This window comes from Achromobacter marplatensis (genome assembly GCF_049060505.1).
Lineage (GTDB): Bacteria > Pseudomonadota > Gammaproteobacteria > Burkholderiales > Burkholderiaceae_B > Achromobacter > Achromobacter marplatensis_A.
Genome location: NZ_JBMGRB010000005.1, coordinates 149,185 through 163,949 on the forward strand (window position 1 = coordinate 149,185; position 14,765 = coordinate 163,949).

Below are 14,765 nucleotides of genomic sequence, written 5' to 3' on the forward strand. Positions count from 1 at the left end.
ATTTCCTTGGGAAGGCGGCAGAGGGAAGGGATGGGCGGCGGTTCAGTCCAGCGGGTGGCCCAGGAAGTCGCCGAAGGCGGCGTAGAACCCGGCTTCGTTGTCCCAGGGAATCATGTGGCCGGCGCCGGGCACCCGCACATGCTGGGTCTGCGGCGCCAGGCTTTGCCATTCGGCCACGTCGTCGTCGCCGACGACGCCGCCCTTCTCCGCCGTCATCAGCAGCAGGGGCACGGCGATGCCGGGCAAGTCGGCATGAATGTCGTCACGCCCGAAATCTTCGAAGCTCTGCACAATCGCGGGTTCGTGGCAGGTGTGCAGCCACTGGGCGCGCAGTTGGCGTTGCGCGTCCGTCCAGGTGGGGCAGAACGCGCGCATGTCTTCGGCGGTCATGCCTTGGGTGGCTTGGCGGATGGAGTCCACGTACCAGGCCAGGTTGGCGGGATAGGCGCGGCGGCCCGGGCCGGATACCGGCGGGTCGACGATCACCAGGCGCGCCAGGCCCTGCGGGGCCTGGCCGGCGGCGCGGACGGCGATGCGCCCGCCCATGGAGTGGCCGACCAGCGCGTACTGCGCCAGGCCCAACGCCTGGGCGAAGGCCGTCACGTCGGCGGCTTGCGCGTCCAGCCCGTAGTCCAGGCCCGGGCCGGATGCCGACAACCCGCGGCCGCGCACGTCCAGCACATAGGTGTCGAAGTGCCGGCCCAGGTGTTCGGCCACGAAGCCCCACGTCACGGCGGGGCTGGTGATGCCGGGGATGATGATGACGGACAGGCGTTCGGCGCGTTCGCCCGCGTTGCCGCCATAGCGAAGATAGTGCTGGCGGATGCCGTTCGCGTGGACGTGGCCGCCGTAGAGGTAGGTGCTGGTTGCGGGGGTCATTGCGCGTTCCTGGAATAGGGATATGCGCCCGAGAGCAGGGCGCCGGCGCCCGGCACCACCGGGTCCAGGCCCAGCTCTTTCAGGATCGCGTAGGTGGTGGCGATGGAGGCGGTCAGCACGGGCTTGCCCGTTTCGGCTTCGACTTGCGAAACGGCCGCTAGCGACGGCATCTGCACGCAGGCGGACAGCACGATCACATCGGCGTCGGCGACGTTCATGCCGGCAACGATGCCGGGCAGGCGGGCGGGGTCGTGGCGGCCCACCTCAAGGTTGTCGGGAATTTCCAACGCGCGCCAGTCCACGATCTGGAAGCCTTCGGCGGCGATGTAGTCCATGACCAGTTCGGTCAGCGGCACCATGTAGGGCGCCACCAGCGCAATCTTCTTCGCACCCATGACGTGCAACGCGTCGACCAGGGCGCCGGCGCTGGTGATCACGGGCGCCGACGCGCCGTTCTCGGCGGTGCGCTCGGACAGGCGTTTCTGCGAGACGCGGTGATAGCCCCGGCCCATGGCCATGATGGCCACCAGGCAGGCGTAACCCAGTACGTCGACCCGCGCGTCGCTGAGCTCCAGCGCGCAGCGGTCGCTTTCGGCGTCCATCGCTGCCAGTTCTTCCTTTTGCACCTTTTTCATGCGCATCCGGCTGGAATGGAACGTGAAGCGGTTCTCGGGCCGAAGCGACGAATGCGCCTGCAGCATCGCGGGGACTTCGGTTTCCATGGTGGTGTTGGAACTGGGGACGATCTGGCCGATTCGAAAATTCTTCGTCATGGGGTGCCTTGAAGGGAGAGCCTAGGGTTTCCGATAAATTCAAAAGAAGCGTATACGCTCTATTCTTGCAAAGAGCGAGGCAGATAGCCAACCTGGTTTTCGTAGTGGTTTTCACCTAATACGGTGAAAAACATGCACTATTTTGGTGATCTGTCTTCGGGTTTACGCGTGGATTGAAAAATTTGATATCTAAAAATGAAGTGTGTACTTCATAATTTTTCAAATTTCATGGTCATGCGCCGGCGCCGCCGCGAGCTGGCCCGCAACGTGTTCAAGCATTCACTCATCCCGTCATTCACCATTCAGCAAGGAGAAGCCCCGTGTCCACATCCCCCCGTATCGCCATCGTTGGCGCCGGTCTTGGCGGCGCCGCAACCGCGGCGCTGTTGCTCAAAGAAGGACTGAATGTCCGCGTCTACGAGCAGGCGCCGGGCTTTTCGCGGCTGGGTGCCGGCATCCATGTGGGCCCCAACGTCATGAAAATTCTGCGCCGGATCGGCGTGGAAGATGCGCTGAACGCCCAAGGCTCCCACCCGGACTACTGGTACAGCCGCCATTGGCAAACGGGCGACATCCTGGCGCAGATTCCGCTGGGCGACTACGCCGTCAAGCACTACGGGGCGTCGTATCTCACCGTGCATCGCGGCGACTTCCATGCCTTGCTGATCGACGCCTTGCCGAAAAGCGCCGTTGCCTACGGCAAGTCGCTGACCCAGGTAGAGGATCGGGGCAATGTGGTGGTGATGCACTTTGCCGACGGCACCTCGGAAGAGGCCGACATCGTGATCGGCGCCGACGGCGTGAACTCCCGCATCCGCGAAGAACTGCTGGGGCCGGAACTGCCCAAGTACGCAGGCTATCTGGCGCACCGCGCCGTGTTCCCCACGCCGCAGGTCAAGGCCGGAATGCTGCCCTTCGACGCCTGCGTGAAGTGGTGGAGCGACGACCGCCACATGATGACCTACTTCGTTACCGGCAAGGCCGACGAGCTCTATTACGTTACCGGCGTGCCGGTCGAGCACTGGGACCTGAACGACCGCTGGCTGCCCAGCAGCAAGGACGAAATGCGCGAGGCCTTCAACGGCTGGCATCCCACGGTGCAGGCGCTGATCGACGCCACGGTGGAAGTGACCAAGTGGTCGCTGCTGGAGCGCGATCCGCTGCCGCTGTGGAGCCGCGGGCGCCTGGTGCTGCTGGGTGACGCCTGCCATCCGATGAAGCCGCACATGGCGCAGGGCGCGGCCATGGCCATTGAAGACGGCGCGATGTTGGCGCGATGCTTCAAGGAAGTGGGCGTGCACAGCCATGAACTGGCGTTCGCGTTGTATGAGGCCAACCGCGCCGAACGCGCCAGCAAGGTGCAGCGTATTTCTCACGACAATACGTGGCTGCGCACCAACGAGGACCCCTCGTGGTGTTTTGGCTACGACGTGTTCAGCGAGCCGTTGGTGGACGCCAAGTCGCGGGCCGCGGCGTGATGTTCTCCGTCGCGCTGGCCAGAAACCTGCCCCGGGAAGAGAAGGGGCTTGCTCCCCGGCCCGCGTAGCGGCAACCTTTCACCCTTTCACACAGCAGCCACGCGTTACGCCCATGGGATCCTCAGTCACTCCAAGCAACGTCTCGCCTTCCATCCGCTTGACGGTCAACGGATGCGCACATGACGTGCCGGCGGCGCCCGATACGGCGTTGCTGCATGTGCTGCGCAATGACCTGGAACTGAACGGCCCCAAGTACGGCTGCGGCCTGGGCGAATGCGGCGCCTGCACGGTGCTGATCGATGGCGTGGCGGCGCGGTCCTGCGTGATCCCGGTCAGAGCGGCGCAGGCAAGGGCGGTGACCACCCTGGAGGGCCTGGGCACGCGGCAGCAACCCGGGCCGACCCAGCAGGCGTTCATCGACTGCCAGGCGGCGCAGTGCGGGTATTGCCTGAACGGCATGATCATGACGGTGGAGGCCCTGCTGCGCCGAGATCCCTGCCCTACGGAACAAGCCCTGCGCAGCGAACTGCAACACAATCTTTGCCGGTGCGGCACGCATGTGGAAATCATGCAGGCGGCGCTGCGGGCCGTGCAATTGCGCGCGGCGGGCGCTGCGGAAGATCTGCCACGATGAGCGCGAACGCTTTTGCAGCCTTGTCGGCACACACCGGCCAGCCGCCCGCATTGCCCACCGACCCGTTGCACGGCATTGCCCTGCGGCCCCCCGAGCTGACCTGGGACGGCACGCGCTATCGCGGCAGCCGGTTGCTTAGCGTGCGTCTGGCAGAGGTTCGCACCCTGGCGGGCGTGGTCGCGACGGTGCAGCACGAACATTTCGCGGGCGTCGTGGCGGTGACCTCGCTGTATGCCCGGCAAGCGGCGGTGGGGTTGGCTCCTGTCTGGCAAGCCCCGGGGACGAACCCGGCGCCGCGCCCGCCAGCGCCCGACGCGGATGCGCTTCGCTACGGTTTTCGGCTGCCTGCGGGCGAATCCAATGCTGGCGGGCGGGTCACCGTCTGGAGCGTGAACGGGCATACCGCCGTGTGGGTGCCGGCCTGCGCGCAAGACGTTCAACAACAATTGCGGCGCGAGCTATCCGCCTTGCTGCAGCAACCCGAAGCGGCGATACAGTTGACGGTCATGGATGCCGGCGACACGGCCGCAGCGTGGCAAGGTGCGCCGCATCCCCTGGACCTGCTGGATGCGGCGGCCGACGCAGCGCTGCTTTCGCAGGCGGCGGGCCGGCCGGTCTGCGTGGCCTGCCATGCCGGAACGGCGGATGAACTGGTGCTGCACGCGCGGCAATCGGCGGTGATGTCGGAAGGGGCCCTGGACGCCACGACGTCCGTGCCCGATGCCGGCAACGATCAAGCGCCGCCCACGGTGTTGTGGTCGGACGCGCCCTGGGCGATGCGCCCCAGCGTGGCGCGGCTCTTGAGCCAGCCCGGGCATGCTCACGCCTTGGCGCAAGCGACGGTGCGCAGTGACGTTGCCGTACAGGCAAGCAAGCAGTCGTCCCGTCCGCTACGCGCCAGCGTGGCCGAATTGAATGCGGCGCAGGTATTTGCCGAGGAAAGCCAGTGGCACGAACAGGCCGTGGCCCGTGGTGAAGACCCCGTGGCGTGGCGGCTGCGGCACCTGCCTGAAGGGCAAGGGCTGGCGCTGGCGCGCCAAGTGGTGGAGCGGGCGGATTTCTCTGCCGCGGCCGGCGAAGGTGTGCCGGAAATCGGCACCTTGCGGGGCACCGGATTCGCCGCTGCGCAAGTGCAGTGCGTAGACGACACCGGCGCTGACCGCATGGTCTGGAGCGCCTGGGTGGCCGAAGTGACGGTGCAGCCTCAGACCGGCCGGGTCGACGTCACGCGGGTAGTGGCCGGGCACGACAGTCAGCCGCTGCAGCCCGCGCAGATTGCGCCCTTCTTGCCAGAAATCGAGCATCAGACGCCACGGCTGCTGGCCAGCGCGCGCCGGCTCCTGGCCGGGCCGCCGGCGTTTGATGACTGGATCAGTCCGGCGGCGAATGCGGCAGCCGAATCCGGTCGCGCGCTAAGCAAGCATGAAGGTAAAAAAGGCTTGGCTCGAAGTGATCTTGCCGACGACGGCGTGCTGACGCAAGGGCAGCTGGGCGTGGACGGCGTCGTGACGCTGCCTGCGGCGGCTGCCATCGCCAACGCCATCCACGACGCAACGGGCGTGCGCCTGCGGCATGCTCCGTTTGACCCCGAGCAACTGCGGCTGGCGCTAGCCGGTAGCCGCCGCGCGCGGCCGCGCAATGCGTTGGCGCGGGGCTGGGGCTGGCTGGCAGCCGGGATGGCAGGCGTGGCCGGAATGGCCGTTGCGCTGTGGCCGATGAAGCCCGCGCTGCCGCTGACGGCTGGGCCGGACGTATCGCTGTATTCCGTGGGCGCGATCGAGCGCGGACGCCTGGTGGCGGCGGCGGGCGATTGCATCGCGTGCCACACCGCGCCCGGCGGCAAGACCAACGCCGGCGGCCTGGCCTTGGATACGCCATTCGGCACCATCTACACCACCAACATCACGCCCGACAACGACACCGGCATCGGCCGTTGGTCGTACCCCGCATTCGAACGCGCCATGCGTCAAGGCGTGCATCAGGACGGGCGGCAACTGTACCCCGCGTTTCCATACACGGCTTACGCCAAGCTAAGCGACGCGGACATGCAGGCGCTGTACGGTTATCTCATGTCGCAGCCCGCGGTGCGTGCTGAACCACCCAAGACGCAGTTGGCGTTCCCCTTCAATTTCCGTCCGCTGCTGGCGGGCTGGAATGCCTTGTTCCATGATGCCAAGCCGTTCGCGCCGGATCCGTCGCGCAGCGCGGAATGGCTGCGTGGCGCGTATCTGGTGCAGGGCGCTGGCCATTGCGCGGCATGCCACTCGCCCCGCAACCGCCTGGGCGCGGAAAAGACGGGTGTGAACTACCTGGCGGGTGGCGAGGCCGAAGGCTGGACCGCACCCGCGCTGAACCAACTGGCCACGGGCGCCCGCGCCTGGACGGGCGACGAACTGTTCCAGTACCTGCGCACGGGCTATTCGCCGCGCCACGGCGTCGCGGCGGGCCCGATGGCGCCAGTGATCCACGGCCTGGCGGAATTGCCCGACAGCGACATCAAGGCCATCACCACGTACTTGCTGGATCTGCCGCAGGCGGCGGGCGCTGCCGTCGCCAAGCCGGACTCGTCCGCGCCGATGCAGGCTGCGCAACCCGCGCCGGCCGCCGCCACGATCCAGTCCCTGCAGGGCCGCCGTGCGAACGGCGAACGCGTCTATCAGAATGCCTGCGCGGTCTGCCATGAAGCCGGTAGCGGCCCCACGCTGTTCGGGGTGAAGCCCCTGTTAAGCGCAAACACCAATTTGCATGCCGCGACGCCCGACAACCTGATCCAGGTGATCCTCAACGGCATTCAGACGCCCGCCAACGACGAGCTGGGCTACATGCCGGGATTCAAGGACGCGCTGGACGACAGGCAGATCGCGGATTTGGTCGGCTATTTGCGGGAACGCCATGCGCCAGGCAAGGACGCCTGGCCAGATTCGACGGACACGATTAGCAGGCTGCGCGAGCACGCGGAGCTGAACTAAAGGAAGCGCGGCCACAACGCGTGCAGCAGTTTGTGTTGATCACAACAAGGGGTTTTTCATCTATGTCAGCTTCATTGGTTTCAGTGGACAAAGCCATCCAGGTGGCGGGTGTCGGCAAGTTCCAGTACCGGCTCTTCGTGATATTCGGCCTGGTCTGGCTGGCCGACGCCATGCAGGTGCTGTCGATCGGCTTCAGCGCGCCGTCGATCGCCAAGACTTTCGGCATCACCGTGCCGCAGGCATTGCAGAGCGGCACGTTCTTCTTCATCGGCATGTTGATCGGCGCATTCGTGTTCGGCCGCATGGCAGACCGCATCGGCCGGCGTCCGGTCCTGATGATCGCCGTGGTCATCGACGCCTGCGCCGGCGTGGCCTCGGCCTTCGCGCCGGAATTCACGTGGTTGCTGTTCCTGCGCTTCCTGACCGGTATCGGCGTGGGCGGCACGCTGCCGGTGGACTACACGATGATGGCCGAATTCCTGCCCAGCGACCGGCGCGGACGCTGGCTGGTGCTGCTGGAATCTTTCTGGGCCGTCGGCACCATTTTCCTGGCGCTGTTGGCGCTGGCCGCGGCCTCATGGGGCGACGACGCATGGCGCGTGATTTTCTTCGTGACGGGGCTGCCCGCCCTGATCGGCGTGGTGCTGCGCTTCTATATTCCCGAGTCGCCGATGTTCCTGAATCGCAACGGCAAATCGGATCAGGCGCGCAAGGTGCTGGAACGCGTGGCCCGCGTCAACCGCCGCGACGTTGACGTGCCCCATCTGCAACCCGAAACGGCCGGGCACAAGTCCATGTTCGCCCTGTTCTCGGCCAGCTACCGGCGCCGCAGCATCGGGCTCTTCCTGGCATGGGCGCTGATCTCCATCGCGTATTACGGCGTCTTCGTCTATCTGCCCGTCAAGCTCAGCACCGAAGGCTTCGCCTTCATGCGCGGCCAGGAATTCCTGGTGCTGCTGGCATTGGTGCAATTGCCCGGCTTCGCGTTGTCGGCCTATGGGGTGGAACGCTGGGGCCGCAAACCCACGCTGGTCGGGTTCCTGATCCTGAGCGCCGTGGGGTGCATGCTGTACAGCCTGGGAACGTCGCCTGCCGTGGTCATCGGCTCTACCTTGTTGATGAGCTTCTCGTTGCTGGGCACGTGGGGCGCCTTGTACGCGTTCACGCCCGAGGTCTACCCGACCGACCTGCGCGCAAGCGGCATGGGCATGGCGGGTGCCGTAGCGCGTTTTGGCGGGCTCTTTGCGCCGGCCATCATCGCGCCCATCATGAGCAGCCACTTCACGCTGTCGCTGGTCGTGCTGTCCAGCATGTTGGTGGCGGGCGCGATCTCCATCTGGTCTGTCGACGTGGAATCACGCAACCGCGCGCTGGAATGATCGGGGCTTGAATGATCGCCTGGCTGACTGCCAGGCTGATTGACTGACGGCGACGAACAGGCTTTATGCCTGCTCGTCGCCGTTCAGCATTTTGGTCAGCAGAAAATCCAGCGCCACACGCTCGGCGGGGTTCAGGTTGCCGTAGGTGCTTTCGGTAATCTGCTTGGCAAACGGTTCCATCTGAGCAACCAGCTCTCGCCCGATCCGCGTCAGATTGATAACGACTTTGCGGCGGTCGACGGGGTCGTGGTCCACCTGGACCAGTTCGCGCTGCTTCAACCGGTCAACCACGCCGCGCACGGTTGCCTGATCGATAACCGTTGCCTTGACCAGATCCGCCAGCGAGCTCGCGCCATTGTCCCGCACCGAACACAGCACCACGAATTGGGCGGCGGTAAGTTGCGAATCCGGTATGTACTGCTGAAATAGCGCGGTATGCCGCTGATAGACACGCCGCAGCAGGTGACCTATCTGATCAGAAAACAAATAGCCATCCTTGTTGGACGAGGACTTGCCTTTCATAGTGCGCATAAGCCTATCTGAAGTACTGCGGTGAATATCATGACTTTTATCAACGGTACACGGTTTGAGCGCCAGCGGGTTCGGTTTGCACCGAAAGTCAATCCGCCAGCAGTTTCACCGTTTGCGGATTGAACGCGCTGAAGGCGCCGCCGCAGCCGGCATAGGCAGCCGCGCGCGTCGGCAGGCCCGTTGCGCGAATCGCCAACTGATCCCGCGACTTCCGCACTTCCACAAAACGCTCGCCCTCGACGGAGCCGTCCGGCAGGAAATAAAGCTGGACACGCATCAACGTCGATTCGCCATCCATGCTTTCCGGCTGGCGGAATGCGGGGACCTGCAACGTGGCCGTATGCCAAACCTGCGGGGCGTCCAGCGTTTGCCAGCGCAGCGTCAACGGTTGGCTAAGGTCGGCGAAAGCCCCGCCCGCCGGGTACGGGTAGTCGTGGCACGATGCGGGAAGCGGCACAACCGGTGTAAGCGCCTGCTCGCCGATATCCAGCGTTTGCCCATTGATCTCCAGCCGTGCAATGCCATGCGGCGCGTAGTTCTGTGTCTTGAAAAGGACAAGCCCTTTCTGCGTCTTGTCGTCGAGCCGTTGCTCCGTCATCCCGGCCAGGCGTTGCAGCGCGGGCGCAACTTCTACGTGATCGGGATAGTGGTAATAGAAATATCGAAGCATCGCCGCTTCATTTTTTCCAAGAGCGGCAAAGAGCGGCTTCAGATCCGGGTACGCAAGGCGCTTCAACGGCAGCGAAGCGCCCGCGTCGCCCGACGCAAGACGATAGGTGTACTGCTGGACCTTATCGTTCAAGCGGGCGCCGCTGTACGGAAACGCGGGTGAAGTTTCCGACCCGCTGGCTTCGGTCTTGGGGCTGGGATAGCGGATAAAAGCCGCGAACCGCTCCGGCTTGCTGGCCGCAAGCGGCATATTCGGGCCGGCGCCTGAAGCGGTGCTGGCATAGGGCTTGGTATCAAGCCACAGATCGTTGCCGCTTAGATTGACGTGCGTCTCGCCGATGGGAGGATGGGCCGCGCTGAACGTGTCGTACTTGCCCCGTTCGATCGAGTCACTGACCGGGTAGATCATCAACGCCAGCAGCGTAGGCGCAAAGAGCAGCGCATGCACGCGTCCCGGCATTTGCCCCCGGTCGCGCACCATATAAGCAATCCAGGTGATCGCCAGCAGGATCGCCAGCGGCACGCCCACCCAGATCGCCGCCGTGATCACGGCCACAATGCCCCAGCCCAAGTTCGGGGTAGCCACCGCGATGATGCCAAGCGCGGCAAGCCAACCCGCCAACGCGATCGAGAGGATGATGCCGAAGAGGTAGTGCCGGTAGGTTTTTGTCGTCATCTCGCGGGGCGCGGAATGTCTTTTTGGCTAGCGCAATATTGCGTTACTGGAACTGTACCTGACACTACGCCGAGCATGTCTACCGAGAATCCGGTATGCCTGCGGCCGGAGATTTTGGTGCTTTATGGTGTTTGCATGGGGACGCAGGGCGAAGCTGTGCGCGGGTGGCGTGCTTGACAGCGGCTGCCGGCCCAAAGGAGACACCGGCGGACGATCCGAATAGCAACGAGGTCTTTACTACGGTGCTTTCATCTCCTTCGCCTTTTCCTTATCCTTTTTTTCTCCATCGTAGTGAGACTTAATGGCGAAAAACATACCCGTGCCCAACACGAGGAGCTTGAACGTACCGAAGACTACAGGGACCCAAAAATTCATCATTTCCTCAAAATGCTGCGTCAGCAGCTTCATTAACTACGCGTGGGCCAGGCAAAGACGCACGAGCGACAGCCGGCGGGGCACGAAAAGCACCAGCCCGATCCCTGGACAGGACCGGAAGGCTTTCCCCATGTCTTCATCAAGGGGTTAGCGCCAGACTTCCGATAGATAATCAAATTTTACCGTCAAGCGCCATACAAATTGTTGAATTGTTCGATATGCACGTCTTATCTGACTTGCGCAAGTTGCCGAACATCCAGCTGCCGCCGCCGACGAGGTGTGCCCGGACGCGGGCTCTGTGACGCGGGCTCTGTGATTACTCGGTACGGTTCGATCCAAGATTGGCGTTGATCCAGGACGCCACGTCGGTGACCGGAATCCCTTGGCGTTGATTGAACGTCCCGCGCTTATCCCATGCAACGCCTCGGCCTTGTGCAAAGGCAGCACGATATTTACGCATCATGTTCTGTGGGTCGCGCGCCAGGTCATCCATCAAATACTGCACGCTCCACTCCGAACGCCTGAAGGGCCGGCCAAGGCCCGCTTGCAACTTGTCGGCGACCTCTCCGTAAGTCACGGTGTCGCCAGCCAGATACACGATCTCGTTTCGGATACGAGGCTTGGCGAACACAATTTCGGCAGTCAGCGCGCCGATATCGTCGGGCGTCGTCAGCGTCACAGCAGTGTCGAGGCTGCCCAGGGCATGGACTGCGTCGTGTTGCAGGTCAACGACACCGAACTCCGGCTCGAACAGGTAGCTCATGAACATGCCGGTCGAAATGATGACCCACTCAGTCTGCTGCTGACTGCGCAGAAGTTCACGCACGTCCAACTGTGCGTCGAAGATGTCCTGCGGGCTGCCGCGACCGATCACGTCAAAATCGACGCCGAATTGCCAAGGAAAGTACCGCGGGATGCGCGCCTGCAAGGCAGCCCGCGCCAACTTCATCGGCGTGTTGATTCCCGCTGCATAGCCTGCACAACCGATTACCGTGTCGTACCGCGCGAATACGACGGCCAGCTCATCGACGGAGTGCTTCACAAGATCGCCTACGACAATCTCGATCCCAAGATCACGGATCTCCGCGATATCATTTCGCTTGCCAGGCTCGCTGGATTCGACGGCACTTGCGCGCAGCAGCACGCTGATCTTTTCCCCATCTACGGTCTTGGCTTTGCGCGCAAGGTTGCGTAGCACGGGAAGACCGAGTTCACCGGCACCGAGTACCAGGATGTTCTTGGACGTAGCGTTAAGGCCGGTTTGGTTCATGGTGTAGACCACTGAAGATTGCGTTGCGGCAGTCTAGCAATGCTTGCACGTGTCGGTAAGAAGGCACACGCGTGATACTGGGAGCTGGATATGTTGGACCGAGACGAAATTCTCCGATACTCGCAGACCGTGTGCGATGGCCTGAGAGATGATGACGATGGGCTGCGGCGAGAGGTGCTTGCGCATGCCGGAAGCCGCTGGTCTCTCGGCGTCGTCCATACGCTTGGCGTGTATGGCAGGCTGCGTCATGCCGAGATCGGCAGACGCATGCACGGGGTTACCCAACGCATGCTGACGCTTACCTTGCGACAGCTTGAGCGTGACGGCCTGGTGCATCGTCATGACTTCGGAGAGGTGCCGCCCAGGGTCGAGTACGAGCTTTCAGACACGGGCATGGAGCTGCTCGTTCGTATGGTGCCGCTGTGGACCTGGATCGTCGAGAATGCCGACCGCTTTCGAGAAGCGCGGCAAAATTTCGACAACGCGCAGCCCAAATAACGAGCCCGTGGCGAACTGGGCAAGCGGGATTGTCGTTGGCAGGCCCCATGGTAAAGACAGCGCCGTGGCAAAGTCCGTCGAACGTGGCTGCCTTCACGACGATAGATGTGATCGACGCTCTGGTCGCTTTGGTCCAGAGCGAACCAGCCGAAGAATGCGGTGATCGTGGGCGGGGACTGGGGCGTCAGCATCGCATGTCGCCAACGGTCTTTGGACGGCTACCAATTTTTATACATGGTCGGAATTTCGCTGTTCAGGATTTCCCTTTTGTATTGGGCCAGGCGCGCAGGATTTCCCGCCAGGTAAGCCGTTGCCTCGTCTCGCACCCGCAGCTCGGGCATTGCTGCTGTCAAGGTCCGAAGGTCATTCATGAACCACTGTTCAAAATGCTCTGGTTCCCACAGCGCCTGTGTATGGAGACGCGACAACTGTGGGAACTTGTTCGGAATGGCGGTGAGATCGTCCTGGGAATAGTTCAAGGCGAAGGTGTTCATGACGAACAAACTGAATCTCTCAAGATTTGGCAATGCAGGAAGATCGGAGATGCGCTGCTCGGGGTTTTCCTCGCTTCCGAGGATGTCGGTGCCCAGCATCAACCGCGTCAGGTTGGTGAGGGCGTTCAAGTTGGTCCCCAGCAGCGTAAGATCAAGCTGCTCCGCTTTGAGTACCAGTGCCTCGAGGTTGACCTGTCTCGAAATACTCTCTACGAGCGCTCCCTCGATCAGGCTTTGATTCGAATACAGCGCTAACTCCTTCAATTGAGGAAGAGCGGGGAGACGGTCTGTATCGCGAGCAACGTTCCCTAAGGCCAGGCTTTTAAGACGCGTTAACTGCTGCAGGCAGTCAAGTGATTTGCTGGTATTTTCCAGAGCGGATCCGTGCCGTGGGCCACAGATCACCAATTCGATCAGGCCAGGGCATTGCGTCACGATAGATTCCAGCATGGTCGCCTGGCTCGAGGGTCCGGTCGCGTCCTGATAATGCAGCGTTAGCGAGGTCAGGCCTGGCGGCAGCTGTAGCAATGGGCTGGCGCCCGTCTGCGTACCCCAACCGGTGTGGGGCACAAATAGCTCCAGTTGCTTTCTGCCCGAATTTGTATAGTTCGCCAAATCCTGCAGGTCGATGCGTAAACGTGTTGGCCTATCGACGTTATTGACCTGCCGCTTCCAGTCTTTGCTTACTGTTTGGCTTGTCTCCCACATCATCGGATCTTGGTGGGCAAGCTCATGCATAATTTTCTTAACGATTACCAGATTTTCGAGCGTTTTCTGCTTTAGCCTGTCCTCTTCCGTGACGGGATCAGCGGTGCGAATGGCTGGATTCTGGGAACTGGAGGGTGAGATATTCATAAATGTCGATATGAGAGGATAGGCTGGCCGGCTGGCCGAATTTGTTAGCCAAGGTCTCGGTGGCATGCCGGGGGTGCCTGGTTCCATCGACCACCGAATTCGGCGCGGTCGCGAAAGATCCGAGACTGCTGGCTCCCTGGGCCCCTCGTCGACCTGGGATCTGAAAATTCGCAGAAAATTCAAGCCTTATTCAAACCCTGGAAAACACACAACCATGGGGCAGGGGGTTACGGCACCCCGGCGCAACAACTCGACCCATCCGTTGCAGCGACCGGTTGAATGCACGGCCAAAGCGGCGCCGGCTCCTCAATTCGCCGGCTTAACGCCAATTAGCGACACAAGTGGTGTCCAGAGGGCAATGTCGTCTTGGATACGACGGGCGAATTTCTCCTTGGCCTCGCCCACGCAAGGTTGACTGCCGGAGGCGTCGAACTTGCGCAGCACGTCCGGATCGCGCAGCATGATTTGCACCGCGTCAGCCAGCCGGTCAACCACCTCGGCGGGCGTGCCGGGCGGCGCAAACAGGCCGTTCCAGGTCTGGATCTCGTGCCCCGAAATGGTGTCGGCGATAGCTGGTACGCCGGGCAGTTGAGGCACCGGCTGACGGCTGGACACGCCCAAGAAGCGAATGCGGCCGCTGTCTTTATAGGGCAGGATCTCGGATATGTTGGCCGAGTAAAGGTCGGTGGTTCCGCCCATGGTGTCAAGCAAGGCCGGCGCACCGCCGCGGTAGCCGATAAGGGTTGCCTCGATACCCGCGCGCTTCAGAAACACCAGCACGGACATATGCGACATCGAACCTTCACCGCCATGCGCAACGGTCAGCGCGCCGGGATTGGCACGGCCATATTCGATCAACTGCGCCAGGTTATGGAAACGCGAAGCAGATGGTACGGTGAGGACCAGCGGGTTGCTGGCGATATTGGCCACCGGCACAAGGTCGTTCAGCGGGTCGTAGCGCACGTTGAACAGAAACCGCACCAACGAGACCTGGCCGATCGAGCCCACCATCAGTGTGCTGCCGTCGTTGCGAGAGCGGATCAGCGCTTCGGTGGCGATGGTGCCGCCGGCGCCGGCCTGGTTCTTGACCACCACAGCCAGGCCCAGCGTGCGCCGCAGCGAATCGGACGTAATGCGGGCGACATAATCCGTGTTTCCGCCGGGCGGGTAAGGCACGATCAATGTGGTGGCGGGCCCTTCCTGAGCCTGCGCCAACGCGGACAGCAGCAGCGGCGACGAGGCCAACAAACGCGAGAACTGACGACGATTCATTTTGATTTCCCCT

General features: G+C 62.8%; 13 protein-coding genes. 5 read left to right on the top strand and 8 right to left on the bottom strand.

Features of this window, described 5'->3' with window-relative positions:
• Nucleotides 1-42: 42 nt before the first annotated feature.
• Together ACI0FO_RS14410 and ACI0FO_RS14415 are read right to left on the bottom strand one after the other, a co-directional pair.
• Nucleotides 43-879 carry an alpha/beta fold hydrolase gene (locus ACI0FO_RS14410; RefSeq protein WP_416027619.1) on the bottom strand — a complete coding sequence of 279 codons (837 nt, stop codon included), beginning with the start codon at nucleotides 877-879 and terminating at the stop codon, nucleotides 43-45.
• On the bottom strand, nucleotides 876-1,652 hold the full coding sequence (locus ACI0FO_RS14415; RefSeq protein WP_416027621.1) for a maleate cis-trans isomerase family protein: 777 nt from the start codon (nucleotides 1,650-1,652) through the stop codon (nucleotides 876-878). Before ACI0FO_RS14415 ends, ACI0FO_RS14410 begins: the two co-directional genes overlap by 4 nt.
• A 320-nt stretch (nucleotides 1,653-1,972) precedes the next feature.
• Between ACI0FO_RS14415 and ACI0FO_RS14420 the strand changes: the two genes are divergently transcribed.
• From ACI0FO_RS14420 to ACI0FO_RS14435, 4 genes are all read left to right on the top strand, one after another.
• On the top strand, nucleotides 1,973-3,130 hold the full coding sequence (locus tag ACI0FO_RS14420; RefSeq protein WP_416027623.1) for an FAD-dependent monooxygenase: 1,158 nt from the start codon (nucleotides 1,973-1,975) through the stop codon (nucleotides 3,128-3,130).
• Nucleotides 3,131-3,242: 112 nt separating this feature from the next.
• The gene (locus ACI0FO_RS14425; RefSeq protein ID WP_416027625.1) at nucleotides 3,243-3,764 is read left to right on the top strand and encodes a (2Fe-2S)-binding protein; all 522 of its coding nucleotides are present in this window, start codon (nucleotides 3,243-3,245) and stop codon (nucleotides 3,762-3,764) included.
• Nucleotides 3,761-6,733, top strand: a complete 2,973-nt coding sequence (locus ACI0FO_RS14430; RefSeq protein WP_416027627.1) for a c-type cytochrome — start codon at nucleotides 3,761-3,763, stop codon at nucleotides 6,731-6,733. The genes ACI0FO_RS14425 and ACI0FO_RS14430 overlap by 4 nt, the downstream gene beginning before the upstream one ends.
• Before the next feature lie 62 nt (nucleotides 6,734-6,795).
• A complete protein-coding gene (locus ACI0FO_RS14435; RefSeq protein WP_416027629.1) occupies nucleotides 6,796-8,112 on the top strand; it encodes an MFS transporter in 1,317 nt (438 codons plus the stop codon).
• Between the two features lie 63 nt (nucleotides 8,113-8,175).
• Here ACI0FO_RS14435 and ACI0FO_RS14440 read toward each other — a convergent pair whose 3' ends face one another.
• The 4 genes from ACI0FO_RS14440 to ACI0FO_RS14455 form a co-directional block, all read right to left on the bottom strand.
• Entirely contained in the window at nucleotides 8,176-8,643 is a 468-nt protein-coding gene (locus tag ACI0FO_RS14440; RefSeq protein ID WP_416027633.1) for a MarR family winged helix-turn-helix transcriptional regulator, read from the bottom strand.
• 88 nt (nucleotides 8,644-8,731) lie between these two features.
• The gene (locus tag ACI0FO_RS14445) at nucleotides 8,732-9,841 is read right to left on the bottom strand and encodes a hypothetical protein (RefSeq protein WP_416027635.1); all 1,110 of its coding nucleotides are present in this window, start codon (nucleotides 9,839-9,841) and stop codon (nucleotides 8,732-8,734) included.
• Nucleotides 9,842-10,225: 384 nt separating this feature from the next.
• Nucleotides 10,226-10,396, bottom strand: a complete 171-nt coding sequence (locus ACI0FO_RS14450; RefSeq protein WP_416027637.1) for a hypothetical protein — start codon at nucleotides 10,394-10,396, stop codon at nucleotides 10,226-10,228.
• A 283-nt stretch (nucleotides 10,397-10,679) separates the two neighbouring features.
• Entirely contained in the window at nucleotides 10,680-11,633 is a 954-nt protein-coding gene (locus ACI0FO_RS14455; RefSeq protein WP_416027639.1) for an aromatic alcohol reductase, read from the bottom strand.
• Between the two features lie 93 nt (nucleotides 11,634-11,726).
• Here ACI0FO_RS14455 and ACI0FO_RS14460 point away from each other — a divergent pair, with 93 nt between their 5' ends.
• On the top strand, nucleotides 11,727-12,131 hold the full coding sequence (locus ACI0FO_RS14460; RefSeq protein ID WP_416028097.1) for a winged helix-turn-helix transcriptional regulator: 405 nt from the start codon (nucleotides 11,727-11,729) through the stop codon (nucleotides 12,129-12,131).
• Between the two features lie 218 nt (nucleotides 12,132-12,349).
• On the opposite strand, the gene ACI0FO_RS14465 is transcribed toward ACI0FO_RS14460, so the two are convergent.
• The gene (locus ACI0FO_RS14465; RefSeq protein ID WP_416027641.1) at nucleotides 12,350-13,480 is read right to left on the bottom strand and encodes a hypothetical protein; all 1,131 of its coding nucleotides are present in this window, start codon (nucleotides 13,478-13,480) and stop codon (nucleotides 12,350-12,352) included.
• 306 nt (nucleotides 13,481-13,786) lie between these two features.
• Nucleotides 13,787-14,752, bottom strand: a complete 966-nt coding sequence (locus ACI0FO_RS14470) for a Bug family tripartite tricarboxylate transporter substrate binding protein (protein ID WP_416027643.1) — start codon at nucleotides 14,750-14,752, stop codon at nucleotides 13,787-13,789.
• Between the last annotated feature and the right edge of the window lie 13 nt (nucleotides 14,753-14,765).